A 22,649-nucleotide genomic window follows, 5' to 3' on the forward strand; every position below is an offset into this window, starting at 1 on the left:
ACCTTTTCAGTCTACTGAGCAAAAATGAGATTTAATTGAAAACAATTTCGAATGGTAAAAAAAGCGTAAAAGGGCGCCCAAAAAGTGATTAAAAATCACTTTTTTGGACAGCCCCTCATCTTACTTCTTTACCAAACGGCATTAATGATAATTGCGCCATTTTCAATGATTGCAATGCAAATGGAATTCCTATTATAGTAATGGCCAACAGCAAAGCACTTACTAAATTGGCTATAGCTAATGCTAAACCTCCAAAAACAATCCATAGTATATTCAACAATAAACTACCAAATCCATTATTTACGGTTACAATGTCTTTCCCAAATGGAGCTAATTGTAGCTTCGCCATTTTAAAACACTGTAATCCAACTGGAATTCCTACTATAGTAATACACCATAGCCCTCCAATTAATAGCCAACCAAGAGCATTAAAAAAACCACCAAATATAAACCATAAAATATTCCCTAAACAACTCATTTTATTCACCTTCACTTTTCTTAATGCTTTTACGTTTATTTCGAAGCTAAAGTTACAAGGTAAATATATCCAAATAAATAACCATATATAATTCTTTACCCGTTTCAAACGTGTTTAATCGAATAAAAAGAAATGATAGAGAATACATTTCACATTTTACATGGCTTATACTTTTTAACTCAAAATTCTTCTTTATTTTCATTTTTCTATTCTCCATATGAATAACTTTAATTCATAAAAATTTATGTTTATGCTTCCTCTTTTTACTATTTTTGTGTGATACATGTTATACAAACTTCATGATTTATCTCAAAAAAGCATGAAATTCATATCAAAATTCGATAAATTGATGTATTTTTCATCTAAAATTCTTCTTTTACGAACATTTTTTTCGCAAAAAGGATATTCATCCGTTCACATATGATGTATAATTAAAAATACATTTCAGAAAATTTATGCAAATTATATTCATTACATCTAGACTCATATAATCAATTTACTGAAAGTTCTAACTTGTTATTGTGACTTACTTTTTCTATTTTTCAAGTAGAGAGATGCGTAATTTACACTTACATTGTTGTAATAAAATTTTAGATAAACATCTTTTAAAGGGGAGTAAATTAATATGGCTATTTTACAAGAAATTCAACAAGAATCTATGCAAATCGCAAAGGATTATGTTAATGAAGTTTATGAAGCAGTAAAAAAGCGTAACCCAAACGAAAGTGAATTTCATCAAGCAGTTAAAGAAATATTCGATTCACTGGTACCAGTATTCGCTAAACATCCAGAATATATGAAGTACAGCGTTTTAGAAAGAATTTCTGAACCAGAAAGAGTTATTATGTTCCGTGTTCCTTGGGTAGATGACCAAGGCAAAGTACAAGTAAACCGCGGTTACCGTGTTCAATTCAACAGTAATATTGGACCTTACAAAGGTGGCCTACGCTTCCATCCCTCCGTTAATGCAAGTATCATCAAATTTTTAGGTTTCGAACAAATTTTCAAAAATTCCCTAACAGGCCAACCTATCGGTGGTGGTAAAGGCGGATCTGACTTTGATCCAAAAGGTAAATCAGATATGGAAGTTATGCGATTTACGCAAAGCTTTATGACTGAGTTATGCAAACATATCGGCCCTGACGTTGACGTACCTGCTGGAGACATCGGTGTTGGTGCAAGAGAAATCGGATATTTATTCGGACAATATAAACGCATTCGTGGTGCTTATGAAGCAGGCGTATTAACTGGTAAAGGACTTGGTTACGGCGGAAGCTTAACAAGAACAGAAGCTACTGGATACGGAACAGTTTACTTTGTTGAAGAAATGTTAAAAGATAAAGGTTTAAGCTTCAACGGAAGTACTGTTGTAGTATCAGGTTCTGGTAATGTTTCTATTTACGCTATCGAAAAAGCACATCAATTAGGTGCTAAAGTAGTTGCTTGTAGCGATTCAAACGGCTATATTTATGATCCAAATGGAATTAATTTAGATACAGTAAAACAATTAAAAGAAGTAGAAAGAAAAAGAATCCAAGAATATGTATTAGCTCATCCTGAAGCTACTTATGTAGAAGGTTGCGAAGGCATCTGGTCAATCAATTGCGATATCGCTCTACCATGTGCGACACAAAATGAAATTAACGAAGATGCAGCAAAATTATTAGTAGCAAACGGTGTAAAAGCAATTGGTGAAGGTGCTAATATGCCATCTACACTTGAAGCAATCGATGTATTCTTAGGAAACAACGTTCTTTTCGGACCAGCTAAAGCGACAAATGCAGGTGGTGTAGCAGTTTCTGCATTAGAAATGGCTCAAAACAGCAGCAGAATGCCTTGGTCATTTGAAGAAGTAGATGCAAAGCTTCATGATATTATGAAAAACATCTACACAAACAGCATTACAGCTGCTGAAGAATATGGTCAACCAGGAAACCTAGTTGTAGGTGCTAACATTGCTGGCTTTATCAAAGTAGCAGATGCCATGATGGCTCAAGGTATCGTTTAATTATAATCACTACAAACCCAGAAATCGCCCTCTCTAGGCTGATTTCTGGGTTTTTCATTTCGCTCAAAACCAATTATTATGTCTTTCTCCCGTAAATTGATACTATATTGAACAAGAACCTCTTCCATTTATTTATCATATAGAAAGAAGTGAAAAACATATGACTTTATCGCTGAAAAATATCCGTTATTCTGTATTAGATTTAGCACCAATTATTGCTGGTGGAACTGCACAAGATGCGTTTCAAAATACAATTGACCTTGCGCAACATGTTGAAAAGTGGGGATATACACGCTACTGGTTAGCTGAACATCATAATAACCCCGGTATCGCTAGCTCTGCTACCTCGCTAATTATTGGGCATATAGCAGCAGGAACAAAATCTATTAGAGTTGGTTCAGGTGGTATTATGCTACCTAATCATGCTCCTCTTGTTATAGCCGAACAATTTGGTACACTCGAATCCCTTTATCCCAACCGCATCGATTTAGGCATTGGGCGTGCGCCAGGAACTGACCATGCAACTACATATGCATTAAGAAGAGATAGTCGTAATGGGGCTCATGATTTCCCCGAGAATTTACATGAACTCCGCTCTTACTTCAACCCTGCGCTAAGTGAAGGAAGAAATGTCGTAAAAGCATTTCCAGGTGAAGGCTTATCCATTCCTATTTGGTTATTAGGTTCAAGTGGTTACAGTGCACAATTGGCTGGTCAGCTTGGATTACCTTTCTCCTTTGCTAACCACTTTGCACCGGAAAATACGATGCCTGCTTTACAGCTTTACCGTAGAAGTTTCCAGCCTTCTGACGTACTCGACAAACCATATGCCATGATTGGGGTTAACATTATCGCGGCTGAAACTGATGAAGAAGCGAAAAAACTAGCTACATCAATGCAGCAACAATTTCTAAAATTAATTCGCAATGCACCTGGTCCACTTGAACCTCCGATTGATCATTTGGACTCTATTACTAATGATTTAGAGAAAGAAGCACTTCAAGCACGTGTATCAGCCTCAATCATTGGTAGCCCAGTGACAGTAAAAAAACGACTAACAGAATTGCTAAATGAGACACAAGCAGATGAAATCATTATAAATAGCTCTATTTATGATCATAGTGCTCGTTTACGGTCGTACGAAATCGTTTCAAAAATACTAAAAAAATAAACTCTTCGGTACGATACATCAATCATTTACAATAAAAAAAGCAGAACCGATTTTAATGAAATCGTCTGCTTTTTTTATACATTTACTCTTCATATGGTAAAAGGTTTTCCGCTCTTTCCATCCGCTTACTCGCATCTTTTTCCATAGTAGGTATACGAATCATTGCAATTAATTGACAAAATGCAATTGAGCATAAAATAATTCGAACATGAATATATGGGAATACTAATCCACTGATTAATAAAATAATATAGGAAGATAATAAAATTTCACATTTACTACGTAGCGTTAGTCCTCCACGTTCTTTATAAGGTACCACGTATTTTTGATATACTTTACGACTTTTAATCCATTCTTCATTTTTCTTGGAACTTTTTGCAAATAATGTTGCAGCTAATAATATAAATGGTGTAGTTGGCAGAAGTGGTACGACTACGCCAATCATTCCTAATAGAAAACTAATCCAACCACATATAAGAAGTATTTTCTTCTTCAAATAATCAGCTCCTTCAATTTTAAATATGAATATAGAAATGGTACAAAGCCCAATTAAGTTAAATTACAATAAAAAAACACACTCAAATCGTTATAACATTAGCGAATAATTGAGCATGTTAACAGTTTAATCCAACAGATTCACATAAATATGACAATTAGGTTGTTTCAACCCACAATAACATTATATAAATATATTATTAAATTTGTCTATCCTAATAACCTTATAGTTTTTACCAACTGAAAAAGTTATTTCTCAAAAATATTTCCAGAGAAATAACTTACGCAATTGATTACCATTTGTTAAAAACTCTTTCGGCAAATCCTAAAAAATCAACCAGTTCTATTTCTTGTCCATCATCAAGTATCGCTTTTCCAGTGAACTTACCAAACACTTGATGTTGTTCACTCGCAATGAAACCTATAGACGTAAAATCTTCGCGATCAAGTATAGGAACAAATGTCATTTCAAATCGATGATCACTAGAAGTAAAAGTCCAAGGTTGCATATATTCATAAGTCTCTCCGTGCATTGGTATATGAAAATGAACATCTTTCAGCTTATGCGCTTTTCCATCATAAAAGAGCATATTTTCAGTGGCTGCTGATGTATCTCCAAAACCATATCCTATGTTAAAACCGAAGCTTACACCATCTACATATCCTGAAGCAGATCCCCAATACCATGTATTCTTATAAGTCCACACTCCTCTTCCCCAGTCCAAAGTTGCTGTTGAAGTTATAGGATCAAAATGATATTCTTTACCATCATATGTCGCAAAACCTTTTGCTTTCATACAATTTATTTTTTGATTATAATAAAATGCTTTTCGGTCTTCAGAAAATGGTGTAGCGATTACCATAGAATCATTTGGTTCATCGAATAATTGAAAATCACATGAGAAATCTTTACCTTCATTAAAATTCTTCATATGACATTTCAAAATTCTTTCAGAACCATTATTTAAAAACTCCATGTTTATCCGCTTATCATGATAAATAATATCACCAACTTTCGAAGAACTTGGGAGCCCCAATTTACCAAAAGTAAACAGTTTAATACTACTTGTTGTCTTATACCATCTATTTGTAAAATCCAATAAAGAAACACTTATCAAACCCATATAGGAATTATCCGCTACTGTAAGAGCAACACCGAATTCATCGTTTGAAATTAAGTAATAATCCCATTCTTTTATTCGAAATGAGTTTGCCTTGATTGTTTTCCTATCATATTGTAATAATAATTCTCTAGCGTAACCTCTTTCAATTAACTCACCATGATCATTCAATAGCTCATCAGGTGTAATAATTTCTCTTTGCATAGAACCCCCCCACTACATCATTTTCACATCTCTTCTTGTTCTCATATTTTATATAGAAAAAAAGTGCCTCTACTTATTTGTAGAAACACAATAATATTTATTTTACATCCATGAACAAGAACGGATACTACTTTCAACGAAACCTCTATACTATTAAATATAGACTATTGTTAAAAATATGACAATTTATAATTATAATGTATTCGCCAGTAAAAAAACAGTGCAACGTATAATAATCACATTGCACTGTTTTTTTACTATATCAACATATTCGTGGTAACATCACGCCGCTTAGTCGGTGTAACGGTCGTTTTACTCCCAGTGGTGTTTGCAATAATAATTGGCCTTTATCTGTGTTAGCAATATGACCAACGCATACAGCATCTTTACCCTCTGTGAATGAATGTAGCACTTCAAGTACACATTCTTTCTCTTGAGCTGGCACAATGATAATTACTTTACCTTCGTTCGCTAAATAAAGTGGGTCAAATCCTAACAAATCGCAAGCACCATGTACTTCATCTTTCACAAGGATTGCTTCTTCATCTAAAACAATCGTTAATGAAAAATCTTCAGCAATTTCCACAAGTGTTGTTGCTAGCCCCCCACGTGTAGGGTCTCGCATGATACGAACCTGATTCGTTTCACTCGTTACGCCAGCAATCATCGTATTCAATGATGCACAATCACTATTTACTGGAGTTGAAATACCTAACTCACCTCTAGCAGCAAGAATGGCAATACCATGATCACCAATTGAACCTGAAACAATTACTGCATCTCCTGCTTCAAAAGTCGGCTGTAATTCTTCTGTTACTAATCCAATTCCAGTTGTATTAATGTACACGCCATCACAGCTACCGCGTTCAACAACCTTTGTATCTCCCGCTACAATTGTAATACCAGCTTTGTTTGCTTCCGCTGCCATGTCGGTTACAATTTGCTTTAAATCTTTAATTGGAAAACCTTCTTCTAACACAAATCCACATGTTAAATATAGAGGTTTTGCGCCACTAACAGCTAAATCATTCACTGTTCCTGCGATAGCCAACTTGCCAATTGAACCGCCTGGAAAGAAAATCGGCTTTACTACAAAAGAATCCGTTGAAACAGCTATTTTCCCGCTCCCAATTTGTAGTAATGCTGAATCAAACATCGCTTCTTTTTGATTACCAAATGCCTTCACAAACACTTCTTGTACAAGTTCATAGCTTAGTTCTCCACCATCACCATGCGCTAATGTGATTACTCGTTCCATTAATGGCTCCCCCTCATATATTGGTAAGAAGCTGAACAGCTTCCTTCAGTTGAAACCATGCACGGTCCGATTGGCTTTCTTGGCGTACATGCCTTACCGAATAGCGGGCAATCTTCAGGCGTAATAAGCCCTCGAATAATTTCGCCACAACGACATTTTGTCTTACGTGGTTCCTTCGTTTCGATATGAAACTTCTCTTTTGCATTAAAACGTGCGTATGCTGGTTTTAAATCCAATCCACTCTTAGGAATCGTTCCAATACCTCGCCAAGCTTCATCACTTTCTTCAAAGTACGTACTCATTAAGCCTTGAGCAACTGTGTTGCCAGCTTTAGAGACGATAGAAGCATGGTCATTTATAACAGTGGCTTCTTCCTCTAATGCAAGAGAGATTAATTTATAAATACCACTTAATAATTCTGCTGGTTCAAATCCTGAAATAACACCTGAAATCGCAAATTCTTGTGGTAGAAAGGCAAATCCGTCTTCACCAAGAACAATGGCTACATGACCTGGCAATAAGAAGCCATCTAACTCTACTTCACCTAAGGCTAATAAATAACGCAAAATAGGTTCAACTAACTTTGTCGTCATCCAAATGGAGAAGTTACTAAGATTTTTTTTCTCTGCTTCAGCAACTAGGATTGAAAGAATTGGAATAGTCGTTTCGAAGCCAATTCCTAAAAAGATTACTTCTTTATCAGGATTTTCTTCTGCGATAGCGATAGCATCAACAGGCGAATAAACAACTCGTATATCTTTGCCATCTGTTTTCATTTCCATCAGTGATTGTGTAGAGCCAGGAACGCGCATCATATCCCCAAATGTGCAAATGATACGATTCTCTCCTTCTGATAGAGCAATCATCGCATCAATGGAACGTTGATCAGTTACACAAACGGGGCATCCTGGTCCAGATATTAAAGTTACGTGATCTTTCAATGCTTGCTTCACACCTGATTTAGCAAGTGCCATTGTATGAGAACCACACACTTCCATGAACGATGGTTTACGCCCAAAACGACGCTTGAACTCTTCAGCTTTTTCCGTTACTGCTTGTAATAAAGGAATTGTAATTTCTCTCTTAGAGGACTGATTCAGAATTTCTAGCATCGACTAACTTCCTCCATTCTTCTACGCTTTCCTTCGCATACTGTTCGTCAATTATACTCATCGCTTGTCCAGCATGGACGATGACGTATTCTCCAACATTCACTTCTGGTACGAAAATAATCCCAACTGTTGTTTGAGACCCCATTACATCAACTAAAGCACTATATTCATGTTTCTCTATTACTTTCGCTGGTACGCCTACACACATTTCTCTTTCCCCCTTTTGGCTGAAGCAACCATTAATTGGCCGTATGATAACCCTCCATCATTACAAGGAATATCACGATGACTATATACTTCAAATCCAAGCTCCGATAAAGTCTTGGTTAATCTCTCTATTAAATAACGATTATGAAAACTACCACCTGACAGCACAACACGTTTCTGTAAATCCGAAGTACTTTGTAACCTACTCATCGCTTGTACAATGGCACAAACGATTGTTTCATGAAAGGCTGTACTAATCTCACGCACATCTCTTTGGCTCAGCACATCTTCAACAATTTCTTTCAACATCTGTGTAAAATCAAAAAGTAGTTCATCTTGTTCATGTATTTCAAAACTATATGGTTTTAATTCCAATGAGCAATCCGCTAATTCCGATAATAGAATAGCAGCTTCACCATCATAAGAAGCATTCATGCACACACCTGTAATTGCACTCACTGCATCAAATAATCTACCACATGTTCCGGCATAAACTGTATTCATATTTTTTTCCATCATAGCTTGTAAAACCGGAAAAGCCGCTCTATTGCAAGGGAATAACGCTTCACAATATTGTTTTCCCTCTTCTCCCAATAAATGCATAAGCATACTAACAGCATTTCTCCACGGCTCTCGAATACATTTCTCAGCTCCTGGAAGTGGTGTATATGTTAAATGGGCAAGACGAGTGAAATCCCGTGCATCACCATGAAGAATTTCAAATCCCCATATGTGACCATCTAGCCCGAATCCAGTTCCATCAAGAATGATAGCAAAGGTTTGATCCTCTATATTATTATCGGCCATGCATGCAGCCATATGAGCATGATGATGTTGCACTTCTATGACTTCTTGAAAGTCATATTCTTTTACTATTTGCCGCGCTTGATATCCAGGATGATAATCAATTACGGCTGTTCGCAAAGATGGTGCTACCCATTTCATAAGGTGAGTTAATTCATTCTGATAATGCTCAATTGTTTCGATTGTATCCAATTCACCAATATACGGACCAACAAACACTTGATGCCCTCGTCCAATGGCAAAGGTTGCCTTCTGTTGTCCACCTAACGCAATGATGCCATCAACGTTTTTCTTCGTCGTAAGTGGGTCGGGCGCATATCCTCTCGATCTCCTAAAGAAGTCCTTTTGATTTTCTACTATTTGTACAACAGAATCATCAACTGGATGAAGAATTTCACGATTATGGACTAGAAAATAGTCTGCAATATGCGCTAGGTTTTGCAGTGCCTCGTCATCACGATAGTTCATCGGCAAACCAGATGTATTAGCACTCGTCATGACAAGCGTTTGTAATTCATCATGTTGTAACAGTAAGTGATGCAATGGCGTATAAGGCAACATAACTCCTATCGTACTCATCTTAGAAGCCACGCTGTCCGCTAAGTTATACTTACTATTTTTTTGTAGCACAACAATCGGCGCTTCTGGACTTTTTAGTAATGATTCCTCTTGTTCAGATATTTTTGCAAAACTTTTCATTTCTTCAATGGACTGGCTCATCACTGCTAAAGGTCTGTTCGGTCGTTTTTTTCGCTCCCTAAGAGATGCCACCGCTACTTCATTACGTGCATCACAGCATAAGTGATAGCCACCTAAACCTTTAACGGCAATGATTTTTCCCTGCAACAATAAATCATTCACTGTTGTAAACACATCTTCCGTAGCAATAGCTTGATTTTGACAATCTACTAAACTCACCCTTGGACCACAAACTGGACAAGCAATCGGCTGTGCATGATGACGTCGATTATAAGGATCGTTATACTCTTTCTCACAATCCTCGCAAAACGCAAAAGAAGCCATGGACGTATAAATACGGTCGTATGGCAACTCTTTAATAATCGTATATCTAGGACCGCATTGCGTACAATTAATAAAAGGATATGCATAGCGACGATCATTTGGGTTATTCATTTCTTCAAGACAATCCTCGCATACCGCAACATCCATCGGAATAATTAATTGAGAAGCACCCGTTCTTTCACTTTCAATAATAGAAAATTGATCAAAACCTCTCGGCTCTGCTTCTTCAACAATTACTTCCTCGATTCTTGATAATCTTGGAGCTTCCTTCTCTAATAAAACGACAAACTGTTCAAGCACTGCTTGTGGCCCTTCGAGATGAATTTCTACGCCGTTCATATTGTTTTGGATTGTTCCATGTAAATGAAGTCTCTCGGCTAATTGGAAGACAAAGGGGCGGAAGCCCACCCCTTGCACTCTTCCTCGCACAATCATGTTTATTGCTTGGCACATGATGCGTATGCCTCTTCAACCCAAGTAATCCAATTATCTAATCCTTCTTTCGTACGTGCTGAAACAGGAATAAGCTTAGATTCTGGATTAATTGCTGTTAAATCTTCAATAGCAGTTGGTACATCAAAATCCAAATAAGGCAGTAAATCCACTTTATTTAGTAAAACGAGCTCAGTTCGCATAAACATTTGAGGATATTTTGGAATCTTATCGTTTCCTTCCGGTACACTTAACACAGCTATCTTATGCTGTTGACCTAAATCATAGCCAGAAGGACAAACAAGATTACCTACGTTTTCAATAAATAAAATATCAATTTCATCTAAATTGAATTCTTGTAAAGTTGCTGCAACCATACGTGCGTCAAGATGACAGCCACCGTGTGTATTAATTTGAACAGCTTGTGCTCCAAGAGCTCTAATACGGTCAGCATCTATTTCAGTTGATAAATCGCCCTCAATTACACCAATCCGATATTTCTTCGATAATGCTTTTACCGTTTCTTCTAATAATGTCGTTTTCCCAGCACCTGGTGAACTCATCATATTGATAACAAGCGTTTTAGAGTTCGTAAATAAATCTCTATTATATTGTGCTGCCACATTATTATTCGTTAGAACATTCGTGTTCAAAGTAACTTTCATTTCTTCTGACTCCCCTCATATGATAAAACTTGAAACGTTTCGCCAGATATCAGCTTTCCCGAAGGCATATTGCACGAAGGACAAATAGATATTCGCTGAGTAGGTTTATAATGACAATTGCAAAAAATACATTCTGCCTTCGCCTCTTCCATATGGATAAAAAGAGCCGCATCTTCAGCGAACAACTGTGGATTTTGCTCTTTGTAAATAGCAAATGCCATGCGCAATGCATCTGGCATTGCGTTACTGAGTTCACCAACAGTTAACTCAATTTTCTCAAGCTGATTAATCTGCCTCGTCACGGCATCTTCTTGAATAATATTCAAAATATCTCCCATTAAAGCCATTTCATGCATTTTAATCATCCTATTTGCTTATTTCAGAGTGGATTTTTTCATCCCAACATAATATCCATCATCTTGTTGTTTTACAGGGTACTCCGTAAGAGTTACGTTTGTCGCTTCATCTCGGAATTGTACGGAAAAATCCTTATCACAATGCATGCATTTACAAGTAGAAGCAAAAGTCGATACAGATAACAAATTCGTGCATGTAGGACAAATCCCACTAAATGCACGAATTGTTTCACCATCTTTTACACATAAAATAGGTTTACCTGCAACGTATTTCTGCTCCAAATGCTTCACACTTTGAGAATTAGGTGTCAAATTCAACCAGCAAATACCTAATAATTGGTCAGCTGAATGGTCAATTTTTTTTAAATCGTCTTCCACAAATGGCTCATAGATTTCTTTTACCGTCTCAAACAAGCTTGCTCGCATTTCCTTTAAGAAGTTCAAACGATTCATAACGTTTTCTTCCATTCACTCACTTGATTTTTGACAAGTTCTATTAGTTTTGGAAGTTGCTCTTCATTAGCAGGTGATAATCCAATTCCAAGTTCTAAAGAAGTTGGTTGCATACCCATCATAACGATATGCTTCGGATACTTATCACGAATCTTTGCCGCTAATAATACCTCTTGGAAGCCTAATTGATGAATAGACATTTTAATTCCATAATAGGCAGGAATCTCATCACCTTGTAAGGTGATGATTGTTCCTCCTTCTTTACCTGCATTAATCGCATCTAGAATGATAAGATATTCCGATTCTTCAACAGGGCCTAGTAAACGCATCCCGTCTGTTGATCCATCCATAACTTCTACATCACTATCGTCCTTGAAAATCTCTTCAAGATAAGGTAAGGACATCATGCCCACGCCTTCATCTTGATAAAGAGTATTTCCTATGCCTAGTATGCGAATCCTTGCTGTTGATTCTAAATCATTTATCATCTTCTTCACCGACCGCTTTTTTAGGTTCTGTTTTATATCCTGTGAAAATGGATGACATTGTACCATTTCGTTGTAAATAGTCTTCACGGAATGATAAATAGATATGCGCTACCATAAAGAGCATAAATGCCCAAGCTACAAGATGATGCCAAGAACGAATCGTAAAGCTATCACCCAAAATATATGGAACCCAAGCAAACATCATGCCCCAAATAGATTCTGGCTGCGGTTCAAAATACATATAAAAACCAGTAAGAATCATAACAATAGAACCACCGCCAATCATGATCCAATAACTTAATTGTGCTAATGGATTATGACCCACGTAATGAGGTTTTTTATTCTTCATGAATAAATAAAACTTCGTTGTTTCAATAACCTCTTTCCAGAAAATCTTTCGAAATGGATTAGATGTTGCATAGCGATTTCCTGTGAACACCCAATACCAACGGAATAATAAATTTGCTGTAAACACAAAGGCAGAGAAGAAGTGAATATATCTCGCCCACCCCATTAAAAATGAGAAATGTGCTTCTTCTGGAACAGAAGCTCCGAAGAATGGATTACCAATATAAATACCTGTCAGCATTAATAAAACAATCGCCGCAGCATTGATCCAATGGAATACCCTAACTGGTAATTCCCATACATAAACTTTTACTGAATCTTTCTTCACCGGAACGACTTTAGCAGGTCGGTGCTTCTTATACACTAACTCACTATTTTGATTTGGCGCTGGATTCGGATTTGACATATGTCTTTCCCCCTAACCAATCGTAATTTTCGTTTGTGATTTCGTCTCTAAGTCTGTTAAATGCACGGCACAAGCTAAACACGGATCAAACGAATGAATAACACGTAATAATTCAAGTGGCTGTGTTTTATCTAATAATGGTGTACCAATTAATGATTTCTCGTATGCTCCAAGATTATTTTCTAAGTCACGAGGTGTTGCATTCCAAGTAGTTGGAACTACTGCTTGATAGTTCTTAGTTTTACCATCCTCAATATTAATCCAGTGACCTAATGCTCCACGTGGGGCTTCAATCCAGCCTACACCTTTTGCACTCTTAGGCCATGTGCTTGGATCCCATTTCGTACGGTCAAATGTAACTTGGTTACCGTTCTTAATATTTTTCAATAGCTCATCCATATCATCGCGAATCCAATCAGCGATTAATGTTGATTCAAGACCACGAGCAATTGTACGACCAAGAGCTGATTGAAGCGACTCAATTGGCATATCAAGTTTCTTCAATGTGCTGTCTACAACATTTTTCACATCTTCTTTACCTGCAGCGTAACCAATCATTAAGCGCGCTAATGGACCTGTTTCCATAGGTTGACCTTTCCAACGTGGCGATTTAATCCATGAATACTTCTCTTCTTTATTCAACGTCTTAAATGGCGCTTTTGGTCCTGTATATTTCAGGTTGGTTTGTCCATCCCATGGATGCAAGCCATCCTTTTCGTTCTTTCCTTCGTATTCATACCATGAATGGTCAACGAATTCCTGAATATGTTCAGGGTTTTTCAAATCAACATCATGGATTTCATTCAAGTTACCGTTTAGGATAACTCCTCGTGGGAATCTATATTTATCGATATCATAATGATCTCCTGTAGAGAAATCACCATAAGATAAATAGTTATTAATTCCACCACCATATGTCCAATCTTTATAGAAAGAACCAATCGCAAGTAAATCTGGAATATACACTTGGTTAACGAATTCACGAGCTTCATCAATGACTTGTGAAATATGCATTAATCGCTCAGCATGAATTCCGTTATCACTATTAATATCAATCGGCGTAGCCATACCACCAACCACGTAATGTGGATGTGGGTTCTTTCCACCTAGAATTGTTTGGATTTTAACAATTTCTTTTTGCCAATCAAGTGCTTCTAAATAGTGAGCTACAGCTAAAAGGTTCACTTCTGGTGGTAACTTATACGCTTTATGTCCCCAATAACCATTAGCGAAAATACCTAACTGTCCACTATCAACAACTTTCTTCACCTTGTTTTGTACATCTTTGAAATATCCTGGTGAAGATTTTGGCCATGTTGAAATAGATTGTGCTAGCTTAGACGTTTCATTTACATCTGCTTTTAAAGCACTTACTACATCTACCCAATCAAGAGCATGTAAATGATAGAAATGCACAACATGGTCATGAATGAAAACGGTCTCATTCATAATGTTACGGATTAAGTGAGCGTTCCTAGGAATCTTAATGCCTAAAGCATCTTCTACTGATCGAATAGAAGCAAGTGCATGTGTTGAAGTACATACTCCACAAATACGTTGAATAAATGCCCAAACATCACGTGGATCACGATCTTTTACTATCAATTCAAGTCCACGGACAGCTGTTCCTGAACTAAATGAATCTTTAATAATTCCTTTTTCATCTATATCTATTTCCACACGTAAGTGACCTTCAATTCTCGTGATTGGATCTACTACTATACGTTCTGTCATTGGTCTTCACCTCGTTTGTCATCCATCTTCTTTTTCACTACTGTTGCTGTTGCATGAGCCGCTACACCAACCGCTGTAGCTCCTAATGCTGCTAGTCCAACTACATCTGGATTAATCGTTGTTTGAGTACTTGGTATTTCTGCACGTCGCTCGTAAAATGGTCCGTTATCCCAGAAATTATTTTCTGAACAACCAATACAAGGATTACCAGATTGAATTGGATAACTTACGCCACCATTCCAACGCATTTCTGCACATGAATTGTATGTTGTTGGTCCTTTACATCCAACTTTATATAAGCAATATCCTTGTTTTGCACCTTCATCGTCGAAGTTTTCAACAAATAAACCTGCATCGAAGTATGCACGACGATTACATTTATCGTGAATACGATGACGATAGAATGCTTTTGGACGTCCTGAATGATCAAGCTCTGGTATTTCCCCAAAAGTAATAATGTGAGCAATAACACCTGTCATAACTTCCGCAATTGGTGGACATCCTGGCACAAGAATAGTAGGAGTGTCTTTCACATAATAAGTAACTGGTTTTGCACCAGTTGGGTTTGGATATGCTGCAGGAATTCCTCCCCATGAAGAACAACTTCCGTAAGCAATAATCGCTTTAGCACCTTTAGCTGCTTTGATAAATGTTTCTTTCGCTGCATGCCCTGCTACAGATAAGAAATCATTATTCTTTGGTATACTACCTTCAACAGCTAGGATATATTCTCCCTCGTAATCCTTAAGTACTTTCTCCATTGCATCTTCAACTTGATATCCTGATGCTGCTGATAGTACTTCTGAGTATTCAAGTGAAATCATATCGAATAAAACACTTTCCGTCTTTGGATGTGTTGATCGGATAAATGATTCAGAGCAGCCTGTACAATCTTGGAATTGGAGCCAAATAACTGGCACTCGTGTCTTCGTTTCCATAGCAGCAACTACCTTATCTGCTTCATTGTAATTCAGGCCAATTGTAGCTGCTAACACAGAGCACATTTTCAAGAAATCTCTTCTTGTTACACCTTGTGATAGCGCTGTATCATAAATCGTTTGTCTCTTCATTTTCCTGCCCCCTTCAGCTCTGACAACAAATACTTTTTCACCCAATTGTAACATCCTCCGGGACAAAACCCGCCCAATTTGTGAAGAATGACACAAAAACGCCTTAACTATATATTCATAGTATTTAAATAAAATAAAAACGTTTGCTGATATACTGCGTATTCTGCTTTTTAGCAAGAATATTCAGTCTGACTGTTGTTGTATTTTTGGACATTACGTGAATTGTGAAATTTTTTTCACACTTTATTTTGCTAGCGATTTATGATAGTAAGTAAAATAGATACTTTTTATACAAGAAAGTGGGAGACTATGAGAATTGCAGTGATAGATGGACAAGGCGGTGGAATTGGACGTGTCATTGTAGAAAAGATCAGCCAAGCTTTCGGAAATGACATCAACATCGTTGCCCTCGGAACAAACACAATGGCAACTTCGAGCATGTTAAAAGCAGGTGCTAATGAAGGAGCAACGGGTGAACATGCAATCATCTGGAACGCTCCACGCGTAAACCTTATTCTAGGACCAATCGGTATACTTACTCCTAACACAATGCTTGGAGAATGGACTCCGAAAATGGCTGAAGCTATTTCTGATAGTCCAGCACGAAAGGTTGTCATTCCACTATGTAAATGGAATGTTGATATTATAGGAATTCAATCTAAGTCACTCCCTCAATCAGTGGACGATTTAGTAGTAACAATTGAAAAATATGTAAGAGGTGAATGTCATGTGTGAACAAAATGTATATATGCTAAACGAAGAAGGCGAAGAAAGATTAATTATGAAGTCAGTGGATAAGTTTATCCCTAAAGAAAATGGCATTTATCTTGAAAATATTTTTGGTGAACGAAAAACCATTCAAGCAACTGTTAAAGAAATGAGATTAGTTGATCACCGTATTATCCTTGAAGCGAAATAAGAAAAACAAAAAAAAGTAGACAGCATTGACATTAATACCTATAATCAATTTGAACATCAATTCACGAAGAATTGAAACTTTCTAACCTTAATCTTTTACATACGGTTCTTAATATATCTAGCCAAGAAGGCAAATATAAGTTGCAGAAGCAACGTGTATTTGTCTTCTTTTTTTTGGGATTAGAAAATATTTTGAAAGAAATAGTAAAAAATAACAACGAACTAATTTAATACAATTATGGAGGAATATGATGAAAAAATGGTTTACAATTCTAGCAATTATTACATTGTGTCTAAGCGTAGTAGCTTGTAGTAAAGATGACAATAAAAAGGAAGAAAAGGCAAATGAAGCAACAAAAAAAGACGAACTAGTCTTAGCATTAACTAGTGAACCAGATGGAGGCTTCGATCCAACTAAAGGATACGCAGCATACGGTTCTCCCCTTATTCAAAGTACATTATTAGCTACTGATGCAAATTCAAACATTATCTATGATCTAGCTACTGAATATAAACAAAGTGAAGATAAATTAACGTGGGAATTTAAACTTCGTCAAGATGCCACGTTCACTGATGGAAAACCCGTCAAAGCAGAAGATGTTGTTTTCACATATGAAACAGCGAAAAAAAGTGGATCAACTGTCGACTTAGTCCACATGAAACAAGTAAAAGCACTTGATGATAATACGGTTCAATTTATATTAGAAAAGCCACAATCAACATTCGTTTATACAGCTGCATCTATCGGAATTGTTCCAAAGCATGCTTATAGTGACACTTATAGCACTACACCAATCGGCTCAGGTCCTTATAAGTTAGTAGAATGGAAACAAGGTCAACAAGCAATTTTTGAACGTAATGATGATTATTATGGAGATAAAGGACATTTCAAAAAAGTAACAGCTTTATTTATGAGTGAGGATCAAGCATTTGCCGCTGCCAAGGCAGGACAAGTAGATGTAGCTCAAACTTCATTCGCATTTGCGAACGAAAAAGTTCCAGGTATGAAAATTGAATCTTATCAAACTGTCGATAACCGAGGTATTTCCTTCGTAACAATTCCTGAAGGGTCAGAAGTAAACGGACAAAAAGCAGGAAATAATGTCACAAGTGATTTAGCTATTCGCCAAGCTATTAATTTAGCTCTTGATCGTCAAGCTATTGTAGATGATGCGTTAGATGGCTTCGGTAAAACAGCATTTAGTAACAGCGATCACCTGCCTTGGTGGAATGCAGATACAGAGATTAAACGAGATGTAGAGAAAGCAAAAACAGTGTTAGCTGATGCAGGCTGGAAAGATAGCGATGGAGATAAAATTCTTGAAAAAGGAAAAGTGAAAGCACACTTTAATCTCATCTATACAGCTGGTGATTCAACAAGACAAACGATTGCTATGGCTGTGAAACAACAGTTAAAGGAAATTGGTATCGATGTGACCGTTTCTGGTGGATCATGGGATGATATCGAAAAGAAAATGTATAGTGATGCAGTTCTGTTTGGATGGGGAAATCGTAACCCAATGGAAGTGTATTACCTATATCACTCTTCTAATATTGGCTTTGATTACTATAATACAAACTCATACAAAAACGCTGAGGTGGATCAAGCTTTAGACCAAGCACTTATAAGTGGTAATATGGAGGATTGGAAAAAAGCGCAGCAACCAATTATTCACGACCTTCCTTGGGCATGGTTAGTAAATGTTGATCATTTATATTTTGTGAAAGATGGATTAAGTTTAGGTAAACAACCTATTCATCCACATTCTCATGCATTAGATATTATGAGTAACCTTGAAGAATGGAACTGGAAAAAATAATGTTCAAGCATATTGTAACTTATTGTGTGCGTGGGATTACACTGCTAATTGCAGTTGTAATCCTCGCTTTTTCACTTTTAATGGCTTCACCTATTGATCCTGTTCAATCATATGTTGGAGCAGGGGTTGCTATCTCCCCTGAACAAAAAGAAAATATCGCAGAATATTGGGGGCTTAATGACCCACCTGTGGAACGTTTCTTTACTTGGGCAAATAATGTTTTACACGGCGATTTAGGCGTATCTATGACATATCAGCAAGAAGTAAAAGACGTAATTGGAGACAAATTTACTAAATCCATTCTGCTTATGCTAACCGCTTGGGTGATTAGCGGAGTTTTAGGATTAGTCATTGGTTTAGTAATGGGAGCCAATCAAAATAAATGGCTTGATCGAGCTTTAAAAGGCATTTGCTATACATTGACAGCCGTCCCTTCGTTTTATTTAGGTATTTTATTAGTAATGATTTTCGCTGTTTATTTAGCCTGGTTCCCAATTGGATTAGCAAGTCCCATAGGTGTTCTCGAATCAGATGTCACTATCATGGAGCGTATTAAACATATGGTGCTACCAGCAATTTGCTTATCAGTTGTTAGCATGCCAAGCATTGCTTTACATACACGCTCTAAATTAATTGATGCACTGGAAAGTGATTATGCCCAATTCGCTCGTGCACGTGGGGAAAAAGAATATAAAATTGTTCTTCATCAATGCTTTCGAAATATTATTTTGCCAGCAACGATGTTGCAATTCGCTTCATTCTCCGAACTGTTTGGTGGATCAGTACTTGTAGAACAAGTATTTTCTTACCCAGGCTTAGGTAATGCTGCCGTTGCAGCTGGAACAAATGGAGATGTACCGCTTCTATTAGGTATAACCCTCTTTAGTGCTGTTTTTGTCTTTATCGGTAATGCTATAGGCGATATCATTATTCATACTGCCGATCCAAGAATAAGGGTGAGGAGACGACGAAATGCTTCAAACATTTAATAGACGTAAAAAAACTTTAATACTCATTTTCGCCTCTTCTACCGTGCTTTTATTTATTATGCTTGGTGGTTCTTTCATTCCTGAAAGTGCATATGATGCTAACTTTTCAATTAAAAATCAAAGCCCTTCATTGAGTCATATTTTCGGAACAGACTTTATGGGAAGAGATATGTTCTTTCGTACTTGGAAAGGACTAACGGTTAGTTTAGTTGTCGGTTTATCTGCAGCCATCATTAGCGCCCTAATAGCTCTTGCCCTTGGTATTACAGCGGCGCTGTCGAGAAAGGCTGATGTTGTAATTAGTTGGTTAATCGACTTATTATTGGCTGTACCTCACATCGTATTACTTATTCTTATTTCTATTGCTTTAGGAAAAGGAGTGGTTGGCGTAGTAGTTGGTGTCGCTTTAACACACTGGGCAGCTTTAACACGAATTATTCGAGCAGAGGTACTTTCCGTACGAAATGCTCCTTTCGTTCAACAAGCAAACAAGTTAGGTATGAGTAAATGGAGAATAGCCAAAAAGCATATGATTCCGCATTTATTCCCTCAATTTGTGGTTGGAACATTGCTTATTTTTCCTCATGCCATTTTACATGAGGCATCTATTACGTTTTTAGGCTTTGGCTTATCACCTGAGCAACCTGCTATCGGAATTATTTTATCTGAATCATTGAAGTACATAACAAGTGGAGCATGGTGGTTAGCGTTCTTCCCTGGCCTTATGCTCGTCTGTATCATTCTTTTATTCGATGCATTAGGTGAGCAACTAAGCGCACTTTTGAATCCACGTAAATCAAGAGAATAGGAGTGTAAGTGATGAAAGAAAAGATTCTTGAAGTAAATCAACTAAATATGGCATTTACCTCTTATTCAAAAGGATTGTATAAGCAAAGCACGCAAGCCATCCATAACTTATCAGTAAACATTCATGCTGGTGAAATGGTAGCTGTTGCTGGTGCTTCTGGATCGGGTAAAAGCTTATTAGCACATGCACTACTTGGTATCCTCCCTTCTAACGCCTGTGTGAATGGTACCATGAATTTTAAAGGACAAGAAATGACTCCTAAACTCATACAACAATTACGAGGAAATAAAATTGCTTTAATCCCTCAATCCGTCTCTTGTTTAAACCCTTTAATGAAAGTCGGGAAGTTTGCTGGGAAAAAGGCATGCTCATTATTTCCTCGCTATGGTTTAAGCAAAGAAGTGGAGAACTTGTATCCTCACGAACTGTCTGGAGGCATGGCACGTCGAGTCTTGATTTCATGCGCTGCTAGTACGGATGCTGATTTACTAATTGCAGATGAGCCAACTGCTGGATTAAACGACGAGCTAGCGCATGAAACAATGAAGCATTTAAGAGAACTCGCTGATGAAGGAAAAGCAGTCTTATTAATCACTCACGACCTTTATCTTGCCTCTCAGTATGTTGATACAGTCACAATTATGTATGAGGGAAAAACAATCGAAACACTAAGTATAGAAGCATTAAAGAATGGAAAATGGAAAGACTCCTTTACCGAACAACTTTGGAGAGCACTTCCTGAAAATGAATTTATCTGTGACATAAAGGACATGAAATAGTCATGACGAAGAAACTAAAAGGAACTAATTTATCATTCTCCTATCATAAAAAGAAAATAGTAGAAGAAATAAATATTGAAATTGCAGCTGGTGAATGTGTTGGCTTATTAGGTCCAAGCGGAGCAGGTAAAACAACGATTGGTCGTTTATTAGCAGGTTATGAAGTTCCTTCAAAAGGAATCATTACTGTAAATAGTGAGCCAATTAAAATGAAGGGCTTTTGTAATGTACAATTGATTGGTCAACATCCACAGTTAGCATTTGATGAAAGAATGAAAATGGGTGAGGCATTAAAGGAAACTGGAATGGACCCAAAGCTAAATCAAGCAACACTTGATTTAGTCGGTATTAAACAAGAATGGCTAAATCGTTATCCAATTGAACTATCCGGTGGAGAGCTCCAGCGTTTCTGTATCGCTCGTGCATTAAATGTAAAAACTCAGTACCTAATAGCTGATGAAATATCCGCTATGCTTGATGCTATAACCCAAGCACAAATTTGGCAATTACTACTTCAAATAAAAGAAGAACGAAATCTAGGTATATTGGCCATTACTCATAATGAAGCATTAGCTACAAAGGTTTGTGATCGTATTATTCGAGTAAGTGAACTATAGACAAGTCCCCACTTCTAAACATTATAAATAACCTGTAACGACCATCATTAAGCGATTGGCGTTACAGGTTATTTATAATAGAATTATTTATTAAAAAGTAAATTCATTTTTGGGGTTCCAATTAAAACTGCGTTTCAGTCAAAAGAAAAAGCCCATCTTATGAGGTTGAGCTTTTCTAGCATTATATCTAGTTAATCTAAATGAGATTATTGTTGAATGACATGTTTATAGTAATAGACAACCTGCATACCTTACTATTTCACTGCTCACGATGCGAAATATCGCCTTCCATCACAAAGTTCATTTGACCATTATCTATCTCTAAAACTGTTAAACTAGTATCGTGTATATATGGTGGCTCCCACAGATTCTCAAGTGGAATATTCTTTACATATTTCAATAATATTTTAATAATAACTGTATGCGTAACGACTAATATATTACCCTCATCATTTTCAGATGTGATACGATTCAGTATTTGCACAACTCGATTCTCTACATCAGTAAAGCTTTCACCAGTAGTTGCTTCAAAGCGATGCGGCGCATAGAAGAAAGATTGATACATAGCAACATCGTGCTCATCTAATTCGTCTTCTGTTTGCCCTTCCCAATGCCCCATATGTATTTCTCTTAAGGAATCGTCCGTCATAATTGATTGTGTTCTATTTTCAAGAATACATTCAGTCGTTGTAACCGTACGGTTGCTTGGACTTGAATAAACCGCTTGAAATTCGACATCTTGTAACCTATTTCCTAACAGCTTAGCATGATGAATACCCTTTTCCGTCAACGGTGAATCTTTCCACCCTTGTAATCTTCTCTGCGTATTCCAAACAGTCTCCCCGTGCCTTGTTACATATAATCTTAACAAACCATTTCCCCCTT

The 22,649-nt window shown here is 36.9% G+C and carries 24 protein-coding genes; 9 read left to right on the top strand and 15 right to left on the bottom strand.

Going from position 1 to position 22,649, the window contains the following annotated elements; genetic code table 11:
- Nucleotides 1–115: 115 nt before the first annotated feature.
- Nucleotides 116–478 carry a YccF domain-containing protein gene (locus tag TX86_RS20965; protein ID WP_042351902.1) on the bottom strand — a complete coding sequence of 121 codons (363 nt, stop codon included), beginning with the start codon at nucleotides 476–478 and terminating at the stop codon, nucleotides 116–118.
- 625 nt (nucleotides 479–1,103) lie between these two features.
- Between TX86_RS20965 and gdhA the strand changes: the two genes are divergently transcribed.
- Both gdhA and TX86_RS20975 read left to right on the top strand, forming a co-directional pair.
- Entirely contained in the window at nucleotides 1,104–2,486 is a 1,383-nt protein-coding gene (gdhA, locus tag TX86_RS20970) for an NADP-specific glutamate dehydrogenase (RefSeq protein ID WP_042351904.1), read from the top strand.
- A gap of 160 nt (nucleotides 2,487–2,646) precedes the next feature.
- On the top strand, nucleotides 2,647–3,657 hold the full coding sequence (locus TX86_RS20975; RefSeq protein ID WP_042351906.1) for an LLM class flavin-dependent oxidoreductase: 1,011 nt from the start codon (nucleotides 2,647–2,649) through the stop codon (nucleotides 3,655–3,657).
- 82 nt (nucleotides 3,658–3,739) lie between these two features.
- Here TX86_RS20975 and TX86_RS20980 read toward each other — a convergent pair whose 3' ends face one another.
- From TX86_RS20980 to TX86_RS21040, 13 genes are all read right to left on the bottom strand, one after another.
- Nucleotides 3,740–4,153 (bottom strand): YbaN family protein, encoded by a 414-nt coding sequence (locus tag TX86_RS20980; protein ID WP_052343810.1) that lies wholly within the window; start codon nucleotides 4,151–4,153, stop codon nucleotides 3,740–3,742.
- A gap of 292 nt (nucleotides 4,154–4,445) precedes the next feature.
- The gene (locus TX86_RS20985; protein WP_042351907.1) at nucleotides 4,446–5,477 is read right to left on the bottom strand and encodes a DUF2804 domain-containing protein; all 1,032 of its coding nucleotides are present in this window, start codon (nucleotides 5,475–5,477) and stop codon (nucleotides 4,446–4,448) included.
- A 262-nt stretch (nucleotides 5,478–5,739) separates the two neighbouring features.
- A complete protein-coding gene (gene hypE / locus TX86_RS20990; RefSeq protein WP_042351909.1) occupies nucleotides 5,740–6,735 on the bottom strand; it encodes a hydrogenase expression/formation protein HypE in 996 nt (331 codons plus the stop codon).
- Complete coding sequence (gene hypD, locus TX86_RS20995) at nucleotides 6,735–7,847, bottom strand: hydrogenase formation protein HypD (protein WP_042351911.1); 1,113 nt, start codon at nucleotides 7,845–7,847, stop codon at nucleotides 6,735–6,737. The genes hypE and hypD overlap by 1 nt, the downstream gene beginning before the upstream one ends.
- The gene (locus TX86_RS21000; RefSeq protein WP_042351913.1) at nucleotides 7,819–8,055 is read right to left on the bottom strand and encodes a HypC/HybG/HupF family hydrogenase formation chaperone; all 237 of its coding nucleotides are present in this window, start codon (nucleotides 8,053–8,055) and stop codon (nucleotides 7,819–7,821) included. Before TX86_RS21000 ends, hypD begins: the two co-directional genes overlap by 29 nt.
- The gene (hypF, locus tag TX86_RS21005; protein ID WP_042351915.1) at nucleotides 8,046–10,334 is read right to left on the bottom strand and encodes a carbamoyltransferase HypF; all 2,289 of its coding nucleotides are present in this window, start codon (nucleotides 10,332–10,334) and stop codon (nucleotides 8,046–8,048) included. The genes TX86_RS21000 and hypF overlap by 10 nt, the downstream gene beginning before the upstream one ends.
- Nucleotides 10,319–10,978, bottom strand: a complete 660-nt coding sequence (hypB, locus tag TX86_RS21010; RefSeq protein WP_042351916.1) for a hydrogenase nickel incorporation protein HypB — start codon at nucleotides 10,976–10,978, stop codon at nucleotides 10,319–10,321. The genes hypF and hypB overlap by 16 nt, the downstream gene beginning before the upstream one ends.
- Complete coding sequence (locus TX86_RS21015; protein WP_042351917.1) at nucleotides 10,975–11,334, bottom strand: hydrogenase maturation nickel metallochaperone HypA/HybF; 360 nt, start codon at nucleotides 11,332–11,334, stop codon at nucleotides 10,975–10,977. The genes hypB and TX86_RS21015 overlap by 4 nt, the downstream gene beginning before the upstream one ends.
- A gap of 18 nt (nucleotides 11,335–11,352) precedes the next feature.
- Entirely contained in the window at nucleotides 11,353–11,787 is a 435-nt protein-coding gene (locus TX86_RS21020; RefSeq protein WP_042351919.1) for a hypothetical protein, read from the bottom strand.
- A complete protein-coding gene (locus TX86_RS21025) occupies nucleotides 11,784–12,275 on the bottom strand; it encodes a HyaD/HybD family hydrogenase maturation endopeptidase (RefSeq protein ID WP_042351920.1) in 492 nt (163 codons plus the stop codon). Before TX86_RS21025 ends, TX86_RS21020 begins: the two co-directional genes overlap by 4 nt.
- Entirely contained in the window at nucleotides 12,265–13,029 is a 765-nt protein-coding gene (gene cybH / locus TX86_RS21030) for a Ni/Fe-hydrogenase, b-type cytochrome subunit (protein ID WP_042351921.1), read from the bottom strand. Before cybH ends, TX86_RS21025 begins: the two co-directional genes overlap by 11 nt.
- A 12-nt stretch (nucleotides 13,030–13,041) precedes the next feature.
- Entirely contained in the window at nucleotides 13,042–14,763 is a 1,722-nt protein-coding gene (locus tag TX86_RS21035; protein WP_042351922.1) for a nickel-dependent hydrogenase large subunit, read from the bottom strand.
- On the bottom strand, nucleotides 14,760–15,833 hold the full coding sequence (locus TX86_RS21040) for a hydrogenase small subunit (RefSeq protein ID WP_042352068.1): 1,074 nt from the start codon (nucleotides 15,831–15,833) through the stop codon (nucleotides 14,760–14,762). Before TX86_RS21040 ends, TX86_RS21035 begins: the two co-directional genes overlap by 4 nt.
- A 309-nt stretch (nucleotides 15,834–16,142) precedes the next feature.
- On the opposite strand from TX86_RS21040, the gene TX86_RS21045 reads away from it, so the two are divergent.
- The 7 genes from TX86_RS21045 (at nucleotide 16,143) to TX86_RS21075 (ending at nucleotide 21,764) form a co-directional block, all read left to right on the top strand.
- Nucleotides 16,143–16,568, top strand: coding sequence for a DUF3842 family protein (locus TX86_RS21045; RefSeq protein ID WP_042351923.1), 426 nt, complete (start codon nucleotides 16,143–16,145; stop codon nucleotides 16,566–16,568).
- Complete coding sequence (locus TX86_RS21050; RefSeq protein WP_042351925.1) at nucleotides 16,561–16,752, top strand: CooT family nickel-binding protein; 192 nt, start codon at nucleotides 16,561–16,563, stop codon at nucleotides 16,750–16,752. The genes TX86_RS21045 and TX86_RS21050 overlap by 8 nt, the downstream gene beginning before the upstream one ends.
- Nucleotides 16,753–16,999: 247 nt before the next feature.
- Nucleotides 17,000–18,571, top strand: a complete 1,572-nt coding sequence (locus TX86_RS21055) for an ABC transporter substrate-binding protein (protein ID WP_042351926.1) — start codon at nucleotides 17,000–17,002, stop codon at nucleotides 18,569–18,571.
- Entirely contained in the window at nucleotides 18,571–19,560 is a 990-nt protein-coding gene (locus TX86_RS21060) for an ABC transporter permease (RefSeq protein WP_230203700.1), read from the top strand. Before TX86_RS21055 ends, TX86_RS21060 begins: the two co-directional genes overlap by 1 nt.
- A complete protein-coding gene (locus TX86_RS21065; protein WP_042351930.1) occupies nucleotides 19,544–20,368 on the top strand; it encodes an ABC transporter permease in 825 nt (274 codons plus the stop codon). Before TX86_RS21060 ends, TX86_RS21065 begins: the two co-directional genes overlap by 17 nt.
- Nucleotides 20,369–20,379: 11 nt before the next feature.
- A complete protein-coding gene (locus TX86_RS21070) occupies nucleotides 20,380–21,147 on the top strand; it encodes an ATP-binding cassette domain-containing protein (protein ID WP_052343812.1) in 768 nt (255 codons plus the stop codon).
- A gap of 2 nt (nucleotides 21,148–21,149) precedes the next feature.
- On the top strand, nucleotides 21,150–21,764 hold the full coding sequence (locus TX86_RS21075; protein ID WP_042351931.1) for an ABC transporter ATP-binding protein: 615 nt from the start codon (nucleotides 21,150–21,152) through the stop codon (nucleotides 21,762–21,764).
- Nucleotides 21,765–22,023: 259 nt separating this feature from the next.
- Here the strand turns inward: TX86_RS21075 and TX86_RS21080 are convergent, their stop codons facing one another.
- The gene (locus tag TX86_RS21080) at nucleotides 22,024–22,635 is read right to left on the bottom strand and encodes a histidine phosphatase family protein (RefSeq protein WP_042351932.1); all 612 of its coding nucleotides are present in this window, start codon (nucleotides 22,633–22,635) and stop codon (nucleotides 22,024–22,026) included.
- Nucleotides 22,636–22,649: the final 14 nt, after the last annotated feature.

It is taken from the genome of Bacillus massiliigorillae, assembly GCF_000380245.2.
GTDB lineage: Bacteria > Bacillota > Bacilli > Bacillales > DSM-1321 > Bacillus_AD > Bacillus_AD massiliigorillae.

Excerpts from the sequence above, each read along its gene's own strand:
- TX86_RS20965 (WP_042351902.1), bottom strand. The coding sequence starts at position 478 with ATGAGTTGTTTAGGGAATATTTTATGGTTTATATTTGGTGGTTTTTTT.
- gdhA (WP_042351904.1), top strand. The coding sequence starts at position 1,104 with ATGGCTATTTTACAAGAAATTCAACAAGAATCTATGCAAATCGCAAAG.
- TX86_RS20975 (WP_042351906.1), top strand. The coding sequence starts at position 2,647 with ATGACTTTATCGCTGAAAAATATCCGTTATTCTGTATTAGATTTAGCA.
- TX86_RS20985 (WP_042351907.1), bottom strand. The coding sequence starts at position 5,477 with ATGCAAAGAGAAATTATTACACCTGATGAGCTATTGAATGATCATGGT.
- hypE (WP_042351909.1), bottom strand. The coding sequence starts at position 6,735 with ATGGAACGAGTAATCACATTAGCGCATGGTGATGGTGGAGAACTAAGC.
- hypD (WP_042351911.1), bottom strand. The coding sequence starts at position 7,847 with ATGCTAGAAATTCTGAATCAGTCCTCTAAGAGAGAAATTACAATTCCT.
- TX86_RS21000 (WP_042351913.1), bottom strand. The coding sequence starts at position 8,055 with ATGTGTGTAGGCGTACCAGCGAAAGTAATAGAGAAACATGAATATAGT.
- hypF (WP_042351915.1), bottom strand. The coding sequence starts at position 10,334 with ATGTGCCAAGCAATAAACATGATTGTGCGAGGAAGAGTGCAAGGGGTG.
- hypB (WP_042351916.1), bottom strand. The coding sequence starts at position 10,978 with ATGAAAGTTACTTTGAACACGAATGTTCTAACGAATAATAATGTGGCA.
- TX86_RS21015 (WP_042351917.1), bottom strand. The coding sequence starts at position 11,334 with ATGCATGAAATGGCTTTAATGGGAGATATTTTGAATATTATTCAAGAA.
- TX86_RS21020 (WP_042351919.1), bottom strand. The coding sequence starts at position 11,787 with ATGAATCGTTTGAACTTCTTAAAGGAAATGCGAGCAAGCTTGTTTGAG.
- TX86_RS21025 (WP_042351920.1), bottom strand. The coding sequence starts at position 12,275 with ATGATAAATGATTTAGAATCAACAGCAAGGATTCGCATACTAGGCATA.
- cybH (WP_042351921.1), bottom strand. The coding sequence starts at position 13,029 with ATGTCAAATCCGAATCCAGCGCCAAATCAAAATAGTGAGTTAGTGTAT.
- TX86_RS21035 (WP_042351922.1), bottom strand. The coding sequence starts at position 14,763 with ATGACAGAACGTATAGTAGTAGATCCAATCACGAGAATTGAAGGTCAC.
- TX86_RS21040 (WP_042352068.1), bottom strand. The coding sequence starts at position 15,833 with ATGAAGAGACAAACGATTTATGATACAGCGCTATCACAAGGTGTAACA.
- TX86_RS21045 (WP_042351923.1), top strand. The coding sequence starts at position 16,143 with ATGAGAATTGCAGTGATAGATGGACAAGGCGGTGGAATTGGACGTGTC.
- TX86_RS21050 (WP_042351925.1), top strand. The coding sequence starts at position 16,561 with ATGTGTGAACAAAATGTATATATGCTAAACGAAGAAGGCGAAGAAAGA.
- TX86_RS21055 (WP_042351926.1), top strand. The coding sequence starts at position 17,000 with ATGATGAAAAAATGGTTTACAATTCTAGCAATTATTACATTGTGTCTA.
- TX86_RS21060 (WP_230203700.1), top strand. The coding sequence starts at position 18,571 with ATGTTCAAGCATATTGTAACTTATTGTGTGCGTGGGATTACACTGCTA.
- TX86_RS21065 (WP_042351930.1), top strand. The coding sequence starts at position 19,544 with ATGCTTCAAACATTTAATAGACGTAAAAAAACTTTAATACTCATTTTC.
- TX86_RS21070 (WP_052343812.1), top strand. The coding sequence starts at position 20,380 with ATGAAAGAAAAGATTCTTGAAGTAAATCAACTAAATATGGCATTTACC.
- TX86_RS21075 (WP_042351931.1), top strand. The coding sequence starts at position 21,150 with ATGACGAAGAAACTAAAAGGAACTAATTTATCATTCTCCTATCATAAA.